Raw genomic sequence first — 14,118 nt, 5'->3', positions numbered from 1 at the left:
TTATAGGTGATTACTATGAGTGATCTAATAACGGCAAAACGTTGGATTATGGGTGGGGGAGTATTTAATTGCATTGTGGCATTTCCATTTTCAATGCCATTTCTATCTGAACATTACATCAAATTATTTAATTGGATAAATAAAACTATCGGATTTGGTGGTAACCCTTGGGTTCCACCAAGTGACGGTGGAAATATGTTATTCCTCAATACAGCTGGATTAGCGTTGTTTCTTGTTGGTATGATCCTTATTTATGCTTCAAAGGATGTATCATCTAGGATCGAAATTGCGCTGCTTAATGGTCTCGTTCGTTTTGTATGGGCAATAGTGGCGCTTCATTACTTGGTTAATTATAAAATAATAAACGTTTTGTATTTAATTGTAATCATCGATTTAATTCTTGCATCTGCTTATATATATTATTATTGGAGTATTAAAAACAAAACACGCCAAGAATACAATGCACTCCATGCTGAAATTTAGCTAGGTAACGGTGAATAGCCGTTCTGATGTACATTTATCTGTGTACTAAGAGTCGTGATAGATAGAATTCAAACTAATTTACAGTGTGTTGGTAGTACAAATTTTGCGCGGTAAGATGAGCACTGTATGAAGGTTAAAATACAAGGAGGTTTATGTGAAATGTTTGGTGGTGATCGCTCACCCTTTAAAAGACAGTTTGTGTCATTATCTAGCAACAGAGACAATTAATCATTTAGAGTCTGAGGGTTATCAAGTAACTTTGCTCGACTTATATGACAATGACTTCTCCGCCACGTTAACGAAAGAAGAGCGACAAAGCTACTACATCAACCCCTTTGATAAGGACTTGATTGGAGCTGAAATTGAACAGTTGAAACAAGCAGAAGCCTTGGTGTTGGTATTCCCAACATGGTGGTTTGGTTTCCCGGCAATTTTAAAGGGGTGGTTTGATCGTGTATGGGCGCCAGGGCATGCATATAATCATGCATCGGACTTAGGTGCGATCACGCCATGTTTGGATAAGCTCCAAGAAGTAAAAGTAATCACGACTCTTGGATCGCCTTGGTGGGTTGATAAGCTCGTACTTTGGCAGCCAGTAAAGCGAGTGTTGAAAATTGCATTGCTAGGTGCGTGTACTAAGGGGTGTCAGTTCAAGATGCTTTCGTTTTATAAAAGTGAGAGCGCGTCAACGTTGAGGGTTGAGGCTTTTGTACAAAAGATAAAAGCTAAGTTTTAGTGGTGATATTGAATTCCGAGTGTTGAACAAGCCCGAGCCCTCATTGTAGAGTGAATTGTACGATCGTGTTCAGTGGGTGCTACGCCTTGAGCTTTTTTTCAAGGCGAAATGAACCGTATATTTACCATTATTAATGGGTTATCTCATCTGTTCTTCTCAGGTATTGTCATTTTCCTCAGTGTATTGCCGCTATTGTCCATAATAATATCGTTTTTCGGTTAGATCGGGCACGAGATCAACACCAATCGTTCAAATAGTGTTCATAATAGCCTTTATTTGTGCCACGTGTAATTGGTCTCAATTGCGTGTGGCAGTTTCGGTAGAGGGAGTTATATGAGTAGTTTATTTAGTTATGATCTTAATAACGTAATTGCTGATAGGAAAATTATTGTTGTAGTGTGTTCTGGTGGGTTTACGTCAAGTATGATGGCTCAACGCATGCAAAAATATATGGATGAACTTGGTAAGCCATATTACGTAATGTATGCTTCAATCCAAGCGTTGATAGAGCCAGATTTTCTCGAATTGTATGCTAAGAACATTTCTCTCGTATTTATATCTCCTCAAGTTAATCATTACTATGAAGAAGCTCGAGAGCAGATGACAGGGTACGAAGTTCCAGTGTTAAAAATTGAGAGTCGGGTTTTTGGAACCATGGACTATGAGAATCTCGTCAATACAGCTCTACAGACATTGTCCTCATAGCCGTTATTTATGCTCCATAAATTGGGGCGACTGTTTATTTATGTCAGGAAGGGTTGTGGATATTACGGAAGAACTTCAGATTAGTGGAACAACGCTCCGATTTAAGAGAGATGAGTACCCCTTGTCTAAGATTAAGCGGGCTCGAATTAAAACTAATTCGATAAAAGATCATGCATTAAGAGTTATATTTATTGGCTTGGTCGTATCTAGCGTGGTTTGGATGATTTGCCCAGAATCTCTAGGTCTTTTTACTGTGCCTATAGCGCTAACTTTGGGTATGTTATCGGCTTTATTCTCTGTCAGAAAATATGAATTCCAAATTGAATTTCAACATATTGATGAGACGGGATTACAGTGGATATCTATAGCTAAAACGAACAAGTTGAGTGCAAAGCAACGATTTGAAAAACAAGTAGCACTCATCCTCGAAAAAATTACACAATAGTGTTTAAAAGGGGCTCTCTCTGCAGTTGCTCCGATCTAGCGGGCACCTCAATGACAATTGGAGGTGCTTCTTTCCATGTCGTATAAATCGACGCCTTGACTGCAAACCTAACAACTCTCGCGTATATAGTCTTCAGGTAATAGGGAATGACCGTGCTTGTCTGACAGATAATGCAATGCGTCTATTACTCGCATTGGTGTTAACAGGTTTTCTTCAGTGCAGCTTTCAAGTTCAAATGAAACGTGAATATTGTTTGAATCTATTTTTAGAAATAGGTTCCCTTGAGGCGCTCTGTACTGCTCTAGAGCATAAACGCCTACGCCAAGAAAGAGTGGGCTATTAGGGCCGCCAGTGGCGTAAATATCGCATTTCAATTTATGAGCTAGCGTTAGGAAATCAAGAAGCAAGTTAACTTGATCGTCTGAAATGTTATCCAGTTCATTCATGCGCTCTTCGGTGCAGAAACGCTCTAAATAGGTGATCATAAGGTTAAGATCGTTGTTAAATGGCATCTTTGGGGCTCTCGCTCTGTAAACTTTGCGATTGTATATCAGAGATTACAACATGACAAAGTGTTTAAGCAGAGTCAAAAAGGCGTGGTGTTCTAGTACGTGCACAGAAGATTTTTAAAGGTCATTTTCAACGGAATATATAGCTGCTTAAATCCAACAAAATGGCGATTTAGCACTCGGAGTTTCTGCTGGTTTATCTCGTTTTTAATTGTTTTAAGCTAGTCTGCTATCAATTGAATGCGGCAGGTATACGAACTCTAATTCGTGTATGTTTAGAATGACGGAACGACACAGAACCCCGATGATGTCGCATCACTTGAGCAACAATTGATAATCCCAAACCAGAACCACGGCTAATGTTATCTGCTTTCTTGAAACGCTTAAACAGTGTGTTCTGTATTTCTACTGGCGGAGTTAAACCTTCATCTGAAAAATAGATATCAATGTTACCTTCGACGTTGCTCTGTGCATTAATTTTTAGGTCGCCTTTTCCATGATGAAAAGCATTGTCTATTAGGTTTTTGAAACTCAAACTCAGTAAATGAGGATACCCCGTTACGGTAACAGGTTGGGTATAGTGTTCTAAGATTATGTTTCTATTGCTTTGTTCAAAAAGAGGATAGTTTTCCGCAATGCTTTCTCTCAATAATCGAACGATGTTTACACTATCTGGCTGTGAGTCTGGTGCGAGCATCACGCTCTCTAGCCTGGCGAGTTCCAACAGTTTATCTGTGAGGTTTTGAATTTGTTCGACGTCAACTTGTGCTTGCTTTAAGTCTTTTAAGTTTGAGTCTTGAATACGGTTTAAACGTAGTTTAAGAACTGTCAGTGGTGTGCGCAACTCATGGGCGGCATCGGCTATAAAACGTTGCTGAGCGTGATAGGATTTGGTTAACCGATCAACAGCACTGTTGACTGATTGTATGAGGGGGAGTATCTCCTTAGGTTGTTGTTCAGTTGGAATGGGTAACGGATTACTTACTGAGATCTTATCAGTTGCCAAGGCTGCTTTTCTAACGGGGGACAATGTCCACTTTACCGTCCAGTAAACAATAAACGAAAACAAGACAGTAAGATGCAACAGTGCAACTAACATTACTTTGATTGATTCAAACACCACTTGTTCTATTAAAACTCGGTTTGTATTGTCAATCTGAGACACCATTAAAATATCACCATTGAGTAATGTTACCGGCACGCCAATTCGATCTCCGTGTGTTTCTAGATCAGGTAACCAGCTGTTGTTGTAGACTACCTTGGGTTTTAGTTTAAGTGGTTTCGTTCTGTTGTCAGAGAAACTGAGCACTTCCCCTTTGTGGCTATACAAAGTGTAAGAGATAAGATCGTTGTTGAAAGAACTGGGCAGTTGATTGATGTCTTGTGTACGGTCATATCCGGCGACAAGCGCACTTGCTTGTGCATAGGCTGCAACTCGTCTTACTTGCTTGATGCTGTGTAGTGTATATAGCGAAACCACCAGCACGCCAATAACGAAGCCAACTAACATACTTACCAGCACACGCTTGCTCAAACTTAACATCAATTCAAACCTTATTTGGCTAAGTCTTGGTAAGAAAGGTTATAGCCAATCCCACGCTTTGTTTCGATCTTACTATTTGATTTTAAGATCTTTAGTTTGCGACGCATACGAGAAACCAACGCTTCAACTGCGTTCGCTGACGTCGTTTCATCAAGCCCGTAAAGATTTTCTTCAAGGTTGTCTTTGATCACAATTCGTGGTGCTGATTGAAGAAGGGCTTCAATTAGCATAGCTTCGCGTTTTGCGAGAGCGATTGAGCCATTATCTGAATACAACATCCTTTGGCGGCGTTCAAACCGTAAATCTCCGAAACTGAGTTCATCATCAGTCCTATCTTGAGTACGACGCAAAATAGTGCGTAGACGAGCTTCAAGTTCGGGGATATCAAACGGTTTCGTCACATAGTCGTCAGCACCACAATCGAGAGCGTTGACTCGACTCTCTAAGCTATCTCGAGCGGAGACGATGATCACAGGAATATTAATCACTTTTGCAGAGCGAATCTGCTTTAGGAGTTGCATCCCATCTATATCGGGAAGCCCCAAATCAAGAAGAATTGCATCATAGTGGCTAACGGACAAGAAATGTAATGCCTCTGCGCCTGTCATTACATTATCTGATACATGTCCTAACTCGCTAAGTTCCGATTTTAACAACTCATTCAAGGTCGGATGATCTTCAACAATCAGTAATTTCATTTCTCTTCCTAACTAAAAATCGCACCACAAAAGCCGTTCACTCATATTCAAATAGATGTAAAAGCCATCAGTTTTGATAGTTTTTTTTACATGTCAGGTTTAGGTCAGCTTACCAATCTAAAATGCGAATGGTTTTCAATATTATTATCAGCCGTGAAGTGTATGGATTCTAACACGTTAACTAGAAAGAGAAATAGGAAGGGCATTGGTAGTCATTATCATTCGCGTGTGGATGTACTGTTGCGCTCTGTGTTAGCTGGGGTTGGCGGATATGTTCTGGCGTCACTATTTACTATCAGCTTTAGTTATTGGTGGAGTGGTTCAACCGCTGCCAATGTGATGGCAGCAACACAGTATTCATTTCTAGTTATGGTTGCCGTCGTAATTTGGGCTTTCTGTGCTCCCCAGTTTAGTAAGGCATGGATACTAACAGTGCAAGTTGCGTTAGTTCTAATGGCAATTGGTGGGGCTGGATATGTCATCTAGTGTGGTATTAGAACCGAACCTAAAGCGTGGAAATCTTTGGTTGCATAGTTGGCTTGGACTATTGCTCGGTTGGCTATGTTATCTGATTTTCTTTACTGGAACGCTCAGTTTCTATCGCGATGAATTAGTGCTTTGGCAAGCGCCAGAGCTGCATGTCTCAGGCAATAGACAGCAGTTAGATACCGTATTCAATTATCTCGAAATATATGCAAGCAATGCAAAAACTTGGACAGTCAACCTTCCTGATGGGCGCAACAGCAGTGTGGTCGCGTTTTGGAATACACCCGGTGTAAAAAGAGGTGACACCAATTATCGGAATAGAGTTCATTTTAATCCAACGACAGGTGCAGTGCTTGAACCTCGAGAGAGTCGGTTGTTTGACTTTATTTATCGTCTCCATTTCGAATTATATGGTGTTCCCCGAGAATTTGGTCGATGGGTTGTTGGTATTGCAGCACTCGGTATGCTGGTCGCGATCATTAGTGGTGTGATAATTCATAAACGAATCTTCAAAGATTTGTTTAAATTTCAACCACAGAAAAAAATTCGCTCATGGTTAGATTTTCATAACATTTCCGCAGTCTTAGCTCTGCCGTTTCATATCGCAATTACCTACAGCGGTTTAATGCTATTGATGTTTATGCTGATGCCTTGGGGCGTCGAAACTGCACTGGATGGAGATGAACAAGCATTACGTGATTTTCGTGGAGGAAAGCTTGGTTTCTCCGAGTATTCCCAACCGCAAGAGAACCATATTCGCCTCAACTTGGAAAGATCACTTGGTGACGCTTTATATAGTTTACTTAATGACGAGCGAAGCAGAGAGATCTGGCGGGCTGGAATTGACCGTGTGCAAGTCATTAACCCCTCCTCAAATGATCCGAAGGTTGTTCTATGGGGGCAAGGTGCGCAAACATTGTTAAATCGCGCCCGCCCTACTCGTTGGTATTTTGATCTTAAAAGTGGTGTTTTGACCAAGGTTGAAACAACTAAAGTGGATGACAATATCAACGTTCAAATCTACAACGTGATGACTGCTGTTCACTTACAACGTTACGCTCAACCATTTCAACGTGGGCTGTTTTTCTTTTCTGGCTTGCTGGGAACATTGATGGTAGGCACAGGCTTGCACATCTGGTTAAAGAAACGCCCTATTAAAAACAGTACAACTAAAGCAATCCGTTTTGGCTTATTAATAGCTAAGGGGCTAAATATCGCATTTTTAGTCGGTTTGCCAGGCGCGACGGCTATGGCTATGTGGTTGAATCGTTTGGTTCCAGCCGACGTAGAAGCGCGTGCACTAATTGAGATTCAAGGTTTTTTCATCTTTTGGCTGATGACTTTTCTCTACGGATTATTCCGAGAGTACGGTAAAGCATTAGCAGAGTCGTTGTTGCTAATCGGCGTGATGTTATTAAGCCTTATTATTTATAACCTAAATTTTGTCTATAGCGATATTGCAGCGGTAGGCACTTGGCTTAACGCCCCGACTATTGTGCAGATGATCGACCTTAGCATTCTATTGATAGCGATTAGTTTACTGTTTTTTGGCTACCGTGCATTTAACTGTATCTACCCAAATGCTGAACGTCGACGCGAAAATCAACATGGGAATACAGGTGGGGTGAAAAGTGATGCAAATGGTTAGTTCAATCCTGTTTGGCTATTTGTCACTGTTGATTTTTGCTAGTGCAACCAAGCATCACAGAGATGAATTTTGGGGGAATTACTCAAAAGCCAAACCGTTAAAGTCAGTACATATTTACAGCATTAGGGGAATCGCTCTAATCGCAAGTGCTATTAGTATTGACCAAATATCTCTGGTGTATGGCGTAACGGTAGGTATTGCCAACTGGATATGTTTGGTCACGTTACTGGCATGTTTAGTGGTGGTAACTCTGAGTTATGCACTACGCAGTTTATTCACCCAGATTTGCTTATCTGGGATGCTCGCTGGATTCAGTCTCGCTCTGTAATAACGTTAATAAGCTTTATTTCAATTCACTGAGTTGCGAAATAAGCAAAAGAGTTGAGCAATAACCTGCCGAAAGTTCGGTAAATTATTTGCCCTATTTAAATGGGGAGCGTTCAAAAAAGAAGTATTTACAGGAGTATATTTTATGTACGGGATTTCTAACCGCACATTAGTTAGTTTGGCGGTCGCAGCCTCATTTGTACCGCTATCAGCCCTAGCTGAAGCTGAGAACTCATCGACCGAAACAGAAGTTATAACCGTTTCGGGATATAAACAAGATATGAGCCAGGCTCCGGCATCAATTACGGTGATTGACTCAACTCAACTAGAAAACAAAGCTTATCGTGACATTACCGAAGCGCTGCAAGATGTACCGGGTGTCTTTGCAGAAGATGGTACGGGTAGAAAGGGCGGCAGCTCTGAAGTGTCATTTCGCGGCTTAAGCTCCGATTATACGCTTATTCTGGTCAACGGTAAGCCACAAGGTTCTGGTCAAGCTTATTACAACGGTTATGGTGATGGTGCGGAATTTGGATGGTTACCCCCAATTTCAGCCATTGAACGTATTGAAGTTGTTCGAGGACCGATGTCATCGTTATATGGTTCCGATGCGCTTGGTGGTGTGATTAACGTAATTACAAAGCGTTCACTAGATAAGTGGATCGGTGAGGTGAGCGTAGAAACTGTTCTACATGAGAACTCAACATTTGGTAGCAGTGAGCAAATTCGATATTTTGCAAGTGGTCCAATCGTCGGTGATAACGTTATTTTAACGGTGACCGGTCTTGGTTATCAGCGGGATGAAGATGAATTCCGCTATGGTTTTAGAGATTCTGAAGACATCAATAACTCGGCAAAAGTAGATTGGTATTTGGGTGAGATGCAGTCATTGTCGTTTGAGGCTGCTTATGCAACTCAAGGTGAACAGTCTTCTAAAGACAAAACGCTACAAGGGGAAGATGGAACACCAGCAAGTGACGATTTTGAACTAAAAACTCAGCGTCAATTTTATAGTATTGGTCATAATATCTCTTGGGGTGAATTGGATACTGCATCTTACTGGCAAGCGGAAATCATGGATATGGATGATGGAAACTATACCTCCCAGTACACTCGGCATACGCTGAATACTCAAACTACGATGCCATTGAATTTTGGTAACTTAGTGGTTGGTGGGCAGTATAAATACCAAGAAACTCAACATGACAAAGATCGTGCTTACAACAAATCAAAGCTTGATCGTTCTGAATATGCGTTTTTTGGTGAGTTGCATTGGGAGATCACCCAAAGTTTAGGGCTAACGACCGGTGCCCGTTTTGTTGATGATGAAAATTACGGCAGTGAAATCGTGCCTCGTGCGTATGCCGTCTATCAACTTTCTCCTCAATTTTCATTAAAAGGGGGGGTTAGTCAAGGCTACCGTACGCCTGATTTAAAAGAAGGGGATTCGGATTGGGTTGAAGGTGGCGGCGGTGGCGGTACCGACGGTGCTGATATTGGTAATTCTGATCTTCAAGCAGAATCGAGTACAAACTACGAGATCTCGCTTAATTGGCAAGACCATAAAAACTGGTCTGCAGGTATCACGGCTTACCAAACCGATTTTAAAGATGCGATAACTAAGAATAACATCTGTTATACAAAACCTGCATATGGCTGTAGCTATCAAGGTACTGCTTATCAAGCAACTTACCAATATCAGAATGTTGATGAGGCAGAGCTAAAAGGGCTAGAGAGCTTTGTGAGTTTCTTCACTGACTCATTCGATACAACTGTGGGTTATACCCATACAAATAGTGAGCAGCTAACGGGTGATAACAAAGGTTATGCGTTGAACAATGTTCCGGAAACCATGTTGAATCTTAGTCTTGGTTGGAAGCCAACGGAAGCGTTTAGCTTATGGGGTAAGGTCAAATACCGCAGTGAATCCTTGATTACGTATTCTTCGCGCTCAGACGAAGAAACAGAACTTCCGTCATACTCGATTACTGACATTGGTGTGAACTACGCGTTCAATCAAACCATCAATGCTTACGGAGGTATCTACAACCTGTTTGATGAAGAAATTGATTATGACAAATATGACAAAGTACTAGAAGGTCGTCGCTATACGATTGGTTTGCGCGCGAAATTTTAATTAAGCACTTGAGTAAGGCGGAGGGCATTCCGCTTTACTCATTCTAATAGAAAAGTATTTATAGAAATCAGTGGGTGCTCCGGTCCAACGATTTGAATTGGGTCAGTCGTTCTATTTTCATTTCGCCACAATACAGCAGAGAGTAAACTGGTGCTGAGCAAAGGTTGTTTTTAGTATGAGCAATTGTTTTTATAATGGCGCTAGATTTAACCTTACTGCACATGACTAACCGTTACTCTGCTGCGTAGATAGAGCATGAAAATGTAACGGTGAATCGTCAGAACGGGGCATATATACGACGAACCACACGAGAATAGATACCAGTGGTGGCAGAGCGTTCTCCTTTCCCGACTCAGTTGATAAGGTGCATGACGTTAGCAAGATTAGTGGCAGTAAATTGCCTTTAAGGACGTGAAACACATGGCTTTGCTTGGTGTGAGTTATTCCAGTTTAGGCTAATTCTGCTGATATTGATTTTACGTTATATGCATCAGTGCAAGTCGGGGAAAAAATGTAGGGAGGTTATTCATGGACGAAGTAATGGGACAAGAAATAAACAGAGCTGAAATAGTATTAGCTTCGAGGTGGGCTCGTTTTTGGGCGGCGACTCTTGATGGTATACTTCTGATTGCGTTCATGGTGCCTGTGATATTTTACACTGAATTTGGTGGAAGAGTTTTGTCATCAGGTGACATTTACTTCAAGGAGACTGTGCTTGTCACGATTTACGTATGGCTTTCATATCTCCTTTGCCATGGGTATCTATTGCATAAAAAAGGTCAAACAATTGGCAAAAATGTCTTTGAGATTGCAATTGTTGATTTGGATGGCAAGCCGATAGGGTTACCGATGCTACTTTTAAAACGAACACTCCCAATGACAGTTTTGGGCTATATACCGATCGTTGGCAGCGGCATACAAACAGTGAATATCCTTTTTATTTTCCGCAAAGACAGACGCTGCATACATGACCTCATCGCAGGCACCCAAGTTGTGAGTGTTGAAGAAACTAGAGAGGTCGACTTCAGTACTTTTGACTAAACTTTGTGCTTTGTGATTTTATCATCGCATATGTTACACGCCGTTCTCTCATATGATTAAGTGACGATGGTCGAGGCTGAGAGACTCAATATGATTCAGCTATGAGTTTTTAGGAGAAAGAAACCGAAATGGATGCGCAATCCGCAGTAATTTATGCTTATTTGGCAGTCGGTCAAATAACTGCAATCTACGCTTATCTAGCAGTTGGTCAAATAGCCACACTTTACGTACTCATTATGTTCTTTATTACAGGTTACAACGTTTTCGATGCGCCTAAAAAACCTGTGATGCCGATGAGATATAAAGTGAGCTATGTACTCGTGATGGCAGTTATGTTCCCTTTTTTCTATTGTATCTTTTATAAAGAAATTTTAGCGTTAAGGAAGAATGCCAGAGTTGGTGAGCAAGATTTATCACTTGGCTAAATTAAATATTATGGGTTATGTGTAAGGAGTGAGTATGGCACTTTTGGTTATCGCTGTTCCTGAATTATCAGTTCTCGATTATGACAAAATTCAATCTTTCAGGGCTAAGAATGATGGTTTGTTTTATGGAGTTGTAGAACCACACTTTACTTTAGTGTTCCCTGTTTTTGATATTCCTATCGATAGATTCAAACAAGAAATAGCGTTGAAAGCCCGCGAGTTTATGCCATTTGTATTCAATATACGGTGCTCGACGATCAATAAGGATGCATTCAATGATTACTATCACACGTTTTTTGTTCCCGATGAGGGTTTCAGCGATTTAATTAAATTACATGACAAGCTTTACAGTGATATTTTGGAAGACAACCTACGCTTAGATATAGATTTTATTCCCCACATAGGGATAGGCAATAGCCTGAATGCTAAGCAATGTCAGGAAATGGCAAGGGAGTGGAATAGTAAAGAATTCTGTATTACAGGCAAAATTTCAAGTTTGCAGGTTGTTGATTATGACTTTGAATCTAATGTGGTCAGCAATATAGAAACGATCGCATTGGGTAATAAATAACAAACAATGATTGAGAGCTGTACCGTTTACGTGGCACATTGGAATATTGGTTAACGGCGCCGGCTTTTGAAAGAGCGGCTGGTTATACCTAGGAGGCGAAACTATGAACATGAAAGAATTTTCCAATTTGGTCGGGTTGTCGTCTCATACTCTTCGCTATTATGAAAAAGTCGGTTTACTTAAAAATGTGCAGCGTAATACGAGTGGTCACCGAGCTTATACAAGCAAAGATTTGGATTGGATTTGTTTTGTTAAGCGTTTAAAAGAAACGGGTATGCCGTTATCTGAAATTCTAGAATACGCAACATTGCGTGAGCTAGGGTCGAGCACGCTTTTGAAGCGAGAAAAGTTACTAGAAAAGCACAAAGATAATTTGAAAAATCATATTGAATTGCAGCAATCCCATTTGGACGCTCTTGAAGAGAAAATTGGCTTGTACAAAGCCAACAAAGTGGGTTGACTTAGAGTTAACTCTAACTTGTAAAGTGGTACTTCTACTTACTTATAGGAGTGCATCAATGGAAAGTTCAAGATTTGCCGCAGGTATGGAGCAGTTATCTAAGATTGATGGTGAGGCAGGGCATCAAGTAATTGAAAGCTTGCAAGATATCTGTCCTGATTTAGCCCGTTTTATTATTGAATATCCATTTGGGGATATCTATACACGCTCAGCTTTAGATTTAAAGTCGCGGGAAATTGCAACGGTAGCGGCGTTAGCAGCCTTAGGTAACTGTCAACCGCAGTTAAAGGTGCATCTGAACGCTGCGTTAAACGTTGGCTGCAGCGAGGAAGAGCTCAAGGAAGTGCTACTGCAAATGTCGGTTTATGCAGGTTTCCCAGCTGCGTTGAACGGTATGTTTGCGTTGAAAGACGTGCTCTTCGAACGTGAAACCAAGTAACAGACTGGAGAAAATCGTCTCAGTCTGTTACTTGATAAGGCGCTATCTTATCGTGCTTGCCATTGCTTACTCGTGACAAGTGCATCCATCACTTTATTAATCGATTGGTGAGCTTTATCAACCATGATATCGATCTCGTCTTTGGTCGTCACCAAAGGCGGTGCAAACCCAAGGATATCACCATGAGGCATGGCACGAGCGATAAGCCCCGCGTCCATGCAAGCTGCCGCGATTTGAGGACCAACTTTTAAGTTAGGATCAAAAGCTGTGCGATGTTGTTTGTCTGCTGAGAATTCAAGAGCATGTAACATGCCAACACCTCGTGAATCTCCCACAATGGGGTGTTCAGCAAACACTTGCTGCATCTTTTGTTGTAAATATTGCCCGGTGTCAGCGGCGTATTGAATTAAGTTTTCACGTTCGATGATGTCTAGATTACAGTTGGCAGCGGCTGCGCCCAAAGGGTGACCTGAATAGGTGTAGCCATGACCAAAAGCGCCCCATTCCTCGGTCCCTTGTTCTAGTGCTTGCCAAACTTTGTACCCAACAATGACGCCAGATAATGGCTGATAAGCAGAAGTTAGCCCTTTGGCGACGGTAATTAAGTCAGGTCGCATATCGTAATATATTGAGCCAAATGGGGAGCCAATCCGACCAAAACCACACACCACTTCATCAGCAATAAGCAGAACATCGTATTTGTCTAACACGCGGCGAATTGCCGCCCAGTAACCTTGTGGTGGTGGGACTATGCCACCGGTCCCTAATACCGGCTCGGCGATCATAGCGGCGACGGTATCAGGACCTTCTTGTAGAATCATGGCTTCCAATTGCTCGGCGCAGTAATCACTAAATTGTTGCTCACTCATATCACTATCTTGGCGATGATAATAATAAGGCGCGATGGTATGTTTTATGCGGTCAAGAGGCAGATCAAAGTGAGCGTGGAATAGAGGTAAGCCCGTCATTGATCCTGAAGCGATACTCGAACCATGGTAGCCACGATCACGAGATATGATTTTTTTCTTATCTGGTCGACCTAATAGATTATTGTAATACCAAACTAATTTGAGTTGCGTTTCATTGGCATCACTACCTGACATGCCATAGTAAACTTTGCTCATCCCTTCGGGAGCCATTGCAATAATACGGTCTGAAAGCTGTATTAGTGCTTCGTTGGTATGTCCTACATAGGTGTGATAATAGGCAAGTTTCTTTGCTTGCTCGTAGATCGCTTCGGCCATTTCTTCGCGACCATAGCCAATGTTTACGCAGTAGAGCCCGGCAAAGGCGTCGATCCACTCATTGCCAACGGAGTCTTGTATGCGAATACCTTTGGCGTGAGTGATGATACGTCCGGCTAATTCACCATGTGCATATTGCTTGAGGTGCGTTGAAGCGTGAAAGACACGTTGGCGATCAATTTCAAGTAAGTGTTGAGTGTGTTTATCCATAAATCCTCCAA

At 41.5% G+C, this 14,118-nt stretch carries 17 protein-coding genes; 13 read left to right on the top strand and 4 right to left on the bottom strand.

From position 1 onward, the window contains the following. Positions 1-15 precede the first annotated feature (15 nt). The 4 genes from L4C38_RS15805 to L4C38_RS15790 all read left to right on the top strand — a co-directional run bounded on the left by L4C38_RS15805 (position 16) and on the right by L4C38_RS15790 (position 2,369). Positions 16-483, top strand: a complete 468-nt coding sequence (locus tag L4C38_RS15805; protein WP_428798520.1) for a hypothetical protein — start codon at positions 16-18, stop codon at positions 481-483. A gap of 154 nt (positions 484-637) precedes the next feature. Further along, positions 638-1,219 carry an NAD(P)H-dependent oxidoreductase gene (locus tag L4C38_RS15800; protein WP_428798519.1) on the top strand — a complete coding sequence of 194 codons (582 nt, stop codon included), beginning with the start codon at positions 638-640 and terminating at the stop codon, positions 1,217-1,219. A gap of 333 nt (positions 1,220-1,552) precedes the next feature. After that, complete coding sequence (locus L4C38_RS15795; protein ID WP_428798518.1) at positions 1,553-1,924, top strand: PTS sugar transporter subunit IIB; 372 nt, start codon at positions 1,553-1,555, stop codon at positions 1,922-1,924. 55 nt (positions 1,925-1,979) lie between these two features. Beyond that, positions 1,980-2,369 carry a hypothetical protein gene (locus L4C38_RS15790; protein ID WP_428798517.1) on the top strand — a complete coding sequence of 130 codons (390 nt, stop codon included), beginning with the start codon at positions 1,980-1,982 and terminating at the stop codon, positions 2,367-2,369. A 107-nt stretch (positions 2,370-2,476) separates the two neighbouring features. Here L4C38_RS15790 and L4C38_RS15785 read toward each other — a convergent pair whose 3' ends face one another. The 3 genes from L4C38_RS15785 to L4C38_RS15775 all read right to left on the bottom strand — a co-directional run bounded on the left by L4C38_RS15785 (position 2,477) and on the right by L4C38_RS15775 (position 5,119). Beyond that, the gene (locus tag L4C38_RS15785) at positions 2,477-2,881 is read right to left on the bottom strand and encodes a hypothetical protein (RefSeq protein WP_428798516.1); all 405 of its coding nucleotides are present in this window, start codon (positions 2,879-2,881) and stop codon (positions 2,477-2,479) included. Positions 2,882-3,110: 229 nt separating this feature from the next. Continuing rightward, the gene (locus L4C38_RS15780) at positions 3,111-4,421 is read right to left on the bottom strand and encodes a sensor histidine kinase (protein WP_428798515.1); all 1,311 of its coding nucleotides are present in this window, start codon (positions 4,419-4,421) and stop codon (positions 3,111-3,113) included. A gap of 11 nt (positions 4,422-4,432) precedes the next feature. Next, positions 4,433-5,119 carry a response regulator transcription factor gene (locus tag L4C38_RS15775; RefSeq protein ID WP_428798514.1) on the bottom strand — a complete coding sequence of 229 codons (687 nt, stop codon included), beginning with the start codon at positions 5,117-5,119 and terminating at the stop codon, positions 4,433-4,435. A gap of 162 nt (positions 5,120-5,281) precedes the next feature. On the opposite strand from L4C38_RS15775, the gene L4C38_RS15770 reads away from it, so the two are divergent. From L4C38_RS15770 to L4C38_RS15730, 9 genes are all read left to right on the top strand, one after another. Further along, the gene (locus L4C38_RS15770; protein WP_428798513.1) at positions 5,282-5,605 is read left to right on the top strand and encodes a hypothetical protein; all 324 of its coding nucleotides are present in this window, start codon (positions 5,282-5,284) and stop codon (positions 5,603-5,605) included. After that, positions 5,595-7,253, top strand: coding sequence for a PepSY-associated TM helix domain-containing protein (locus L4C38_RS15765; RefSeq protein ID WP_428798512.1), 1,659 nt, complete (start codon positions 5,595-5,597; stop codon positions 7,251-7,253). Before L4C38_RS15770 ends, L4C38_RS15765 begins: the two co-directional genes overlap by 11 nt. Further along, positions 7,246-7,581 carry a DUF3325 family protein gene (locus L4C38_RS15760; RefSeq protein WP_428798511.1) on the top strand — a complete coding sequence of 112 codons (336 nt, stop codon included), beginning with the start codon at positions 7,246-7,248 and terminating at the stop codon, positions 7,579-7,581. The genes L4C38_RS15765 and L4C38_RS15760 overlap by 8 nt, the downstream gene beginning before the upstream one ends. A 144-nt stretch (positions 7,582-7,725) precedes the next feature. Continuing rightward, on the top strand, positions 7,726-9,717 hold the full coding sequence (locus tag L4C38_RS15755) for a TonB-dependent receptor domain-containing protein (protein ID WP_428798510.1): 1,992 nt from the start codon (positions 7,726-7,728) through the stop codon (positions 9,715-9,717). Positions 9,718-10,245: 528 nt separating this feature from the next. Then, a complete protein-coding gene (locus tag L4C38_RS15750) occupies positions 10,246-10,758 on the top strand; it encodes an RDD family protein (RefSeq protein WP_428798509.1) in 513 nt (170 codons plus the stop codon). A 128-nt stretch (positions 10,759-10,886) separates the two neighbouring features. Then, positions 10,887-11,183 (top strand): hypothetical protein, encoded by a 297-nt coding sequence (locus tag L4C38_RS15745; protein ID WP_428798508.1) that lies wholly within the window; start codon positions 10,887-10,889, stop codon positions 11,181-11,183. A gap of 34 nt (positions 11,184-11,217) precedes the next feature. Then, positions 11,218-11,754 carry a 2'-5' RNA ligase family protein gene (locus L4C38_RS15740; RefSeq protein ID WP_428798507.1) on the top strand — a complete coding sequence of 179 codons (537 nt, stop codon included), beginning with the start codon at positions 11,218-11,220 and terminating at the stop codon, positions 11,752-11,754. A 103-nt stretch (positions 11,755-11,857) separates the two neighbouring features. Next, positions 11,858-12,214 (top strand): MerR family transcriptional regulator, encoded by a 357-nt coding sequence (locus tag L4C38_RS15735; protein WP_428798506.1) that lies wholly within the window; start codon positions 11,858-11,860, stop codon positions 12,212-12,214. A 58-nt stretch (positions 12,215-12,272) separates the two neighbouring features. Continuing rightward, positions 12,273-12,653: a carboxymuconolactone decarboxylase family protein gene (locus L4C38_RS15730; RefSeq protein ID WP_428798505.1), complete on the top strand. Its 381-nt coding sequence runs from the start codon at positions 12,273-12,275 to the stop codon at positions 12,651-12,653. 47 nt (positions 12,654-12,700) lie between these two features. On the opposite strand, the gene L4C38_RS15725 is transcribed toward L4C38_RS15730, so the two are convergent. Then, complete coding sequence (locus L4C38_RS15725) at positions 12,701-14,107, bottom strand: aspartate aminotransferase family protein (protein WP_428798504.1); 1,407 nt, start codon at positions 14,105-14,107, stop codon at positions 12,701-12,703. Positions 14,108-14,118 lie beyond the last annotated feature (11 nt).

The organism is Vibrio kasasachensis (assembly GCF_050337565.1).
GTDB lineage: Bacteria > Pseudomonadota > Gammaproteobacteria > Enterobacterales > Vibrionaceae > Vibrio > Vibrio kasasachensis.
Note: the sequence above shows the minus strand (reverse complement) of the source record. Positions and strands in the feature narration are given on the sequence as shown.

Coding starts and splice junctions, on each gene's coding strand:
- L4C38_RS15805 (WP_428798520.1), top strand. CDS start 16: ATGAGTGATCTAATAACGGCAAAACGTTGGATTATGGGTGGGGGAGTA.
- L4C38_RS15795 (WP_428798518.1), top strand. CDS start 1,553: ATGAGTAGTTTATTTAGTTATGATCTTAATAACGTAATTGCTGATAGG.
- L4C38_RS15785 (WP_428798516.1), bottom strand. CDS start 2,881: ATGCCATTTAACAACGATCTTAACCTTATGATCACCTATTTAGAGCGT.
- L4C38_RS15780 (WP_428798515.1), bottom strand. CDS start 4,421: ATGTTAAGTTTGAGCAAGCGTGTGCTGGTAAGTATGTTAGTTGGCTTC.
- L4C38_RS15775 (WP_428798514.1), bottom strand. CDS start 5,119: ATGAAATTACTGATTGTTGAAGATCATCCGACCTTGAATGAGTTGTTA.
- L4C38_RS15770 (WP_428798513.1), top strand. CDS start 5,282: ATGGATTCTAACACGTTAACTAGAAAGAGAAATAGGAAGGGCATTGGT.
- L4C38_RS15765 (WP_428798512.1), top strand. CDS start 5,595: ATGTCATCTAGTGTGGTATTAGAACCGAACCTAAAGCGTGGAAATCTT.
- L4C38_RS15760 (WP_428798511.1), top strand. CDS start 7,246: ATGGTTAGTTCAATCCTGTTTGGCTATTTGTCACTGTTGATTTTTGCT.
- L4C38_RS15755 (WP_428798510.1), top strand. CDS start 7,726: ATGTACGGGATTTCTAACCGCACATTAGTTAGTTTGGCGGTCGCAGCC.
- L4C38_RS15750 (WP_428798509.1), top strand. CDS start 10,246: ATGGACGAAGTAATGGGACAAGAAATAAACAGAGCTGAAATAGTATTA.
- L4C38_RS15745 (WP_428798508.1), top strand. CDS start 10,887: ATGGATGCGCAATCCGCAGTAATTTATGCTTATTTGGCAGTCGGTCAA.
- L4C38_RS15740 (WP_428798507.1), top strand. CDS start 11,218: ATGGCACTTTTGGTTATCGCTGTTCCTGAATTATCAGTTCTCGATTAT.
- L4C38_RS15735 (WP_428798506.1), top strand. CDS start 11,858: ATGAACATGAAAGAATTTTCCAATTTGGTCGGGTTGTCGTCTCATACT.
- L4C38_RS15730 (WP_428798505.1), top strand. CDS start 12,273: ATGGAAAGTTCAAGATTTGCCGCAGGTATGGAGCAGTTATCTAAGATT.
- L4C38_RS15725 (WP_428798504.1), bottom strand. CDS start 14,107: ATGGATAAACACACTCAACACTTACTTGAAATTGATCGCCAACGTGTC.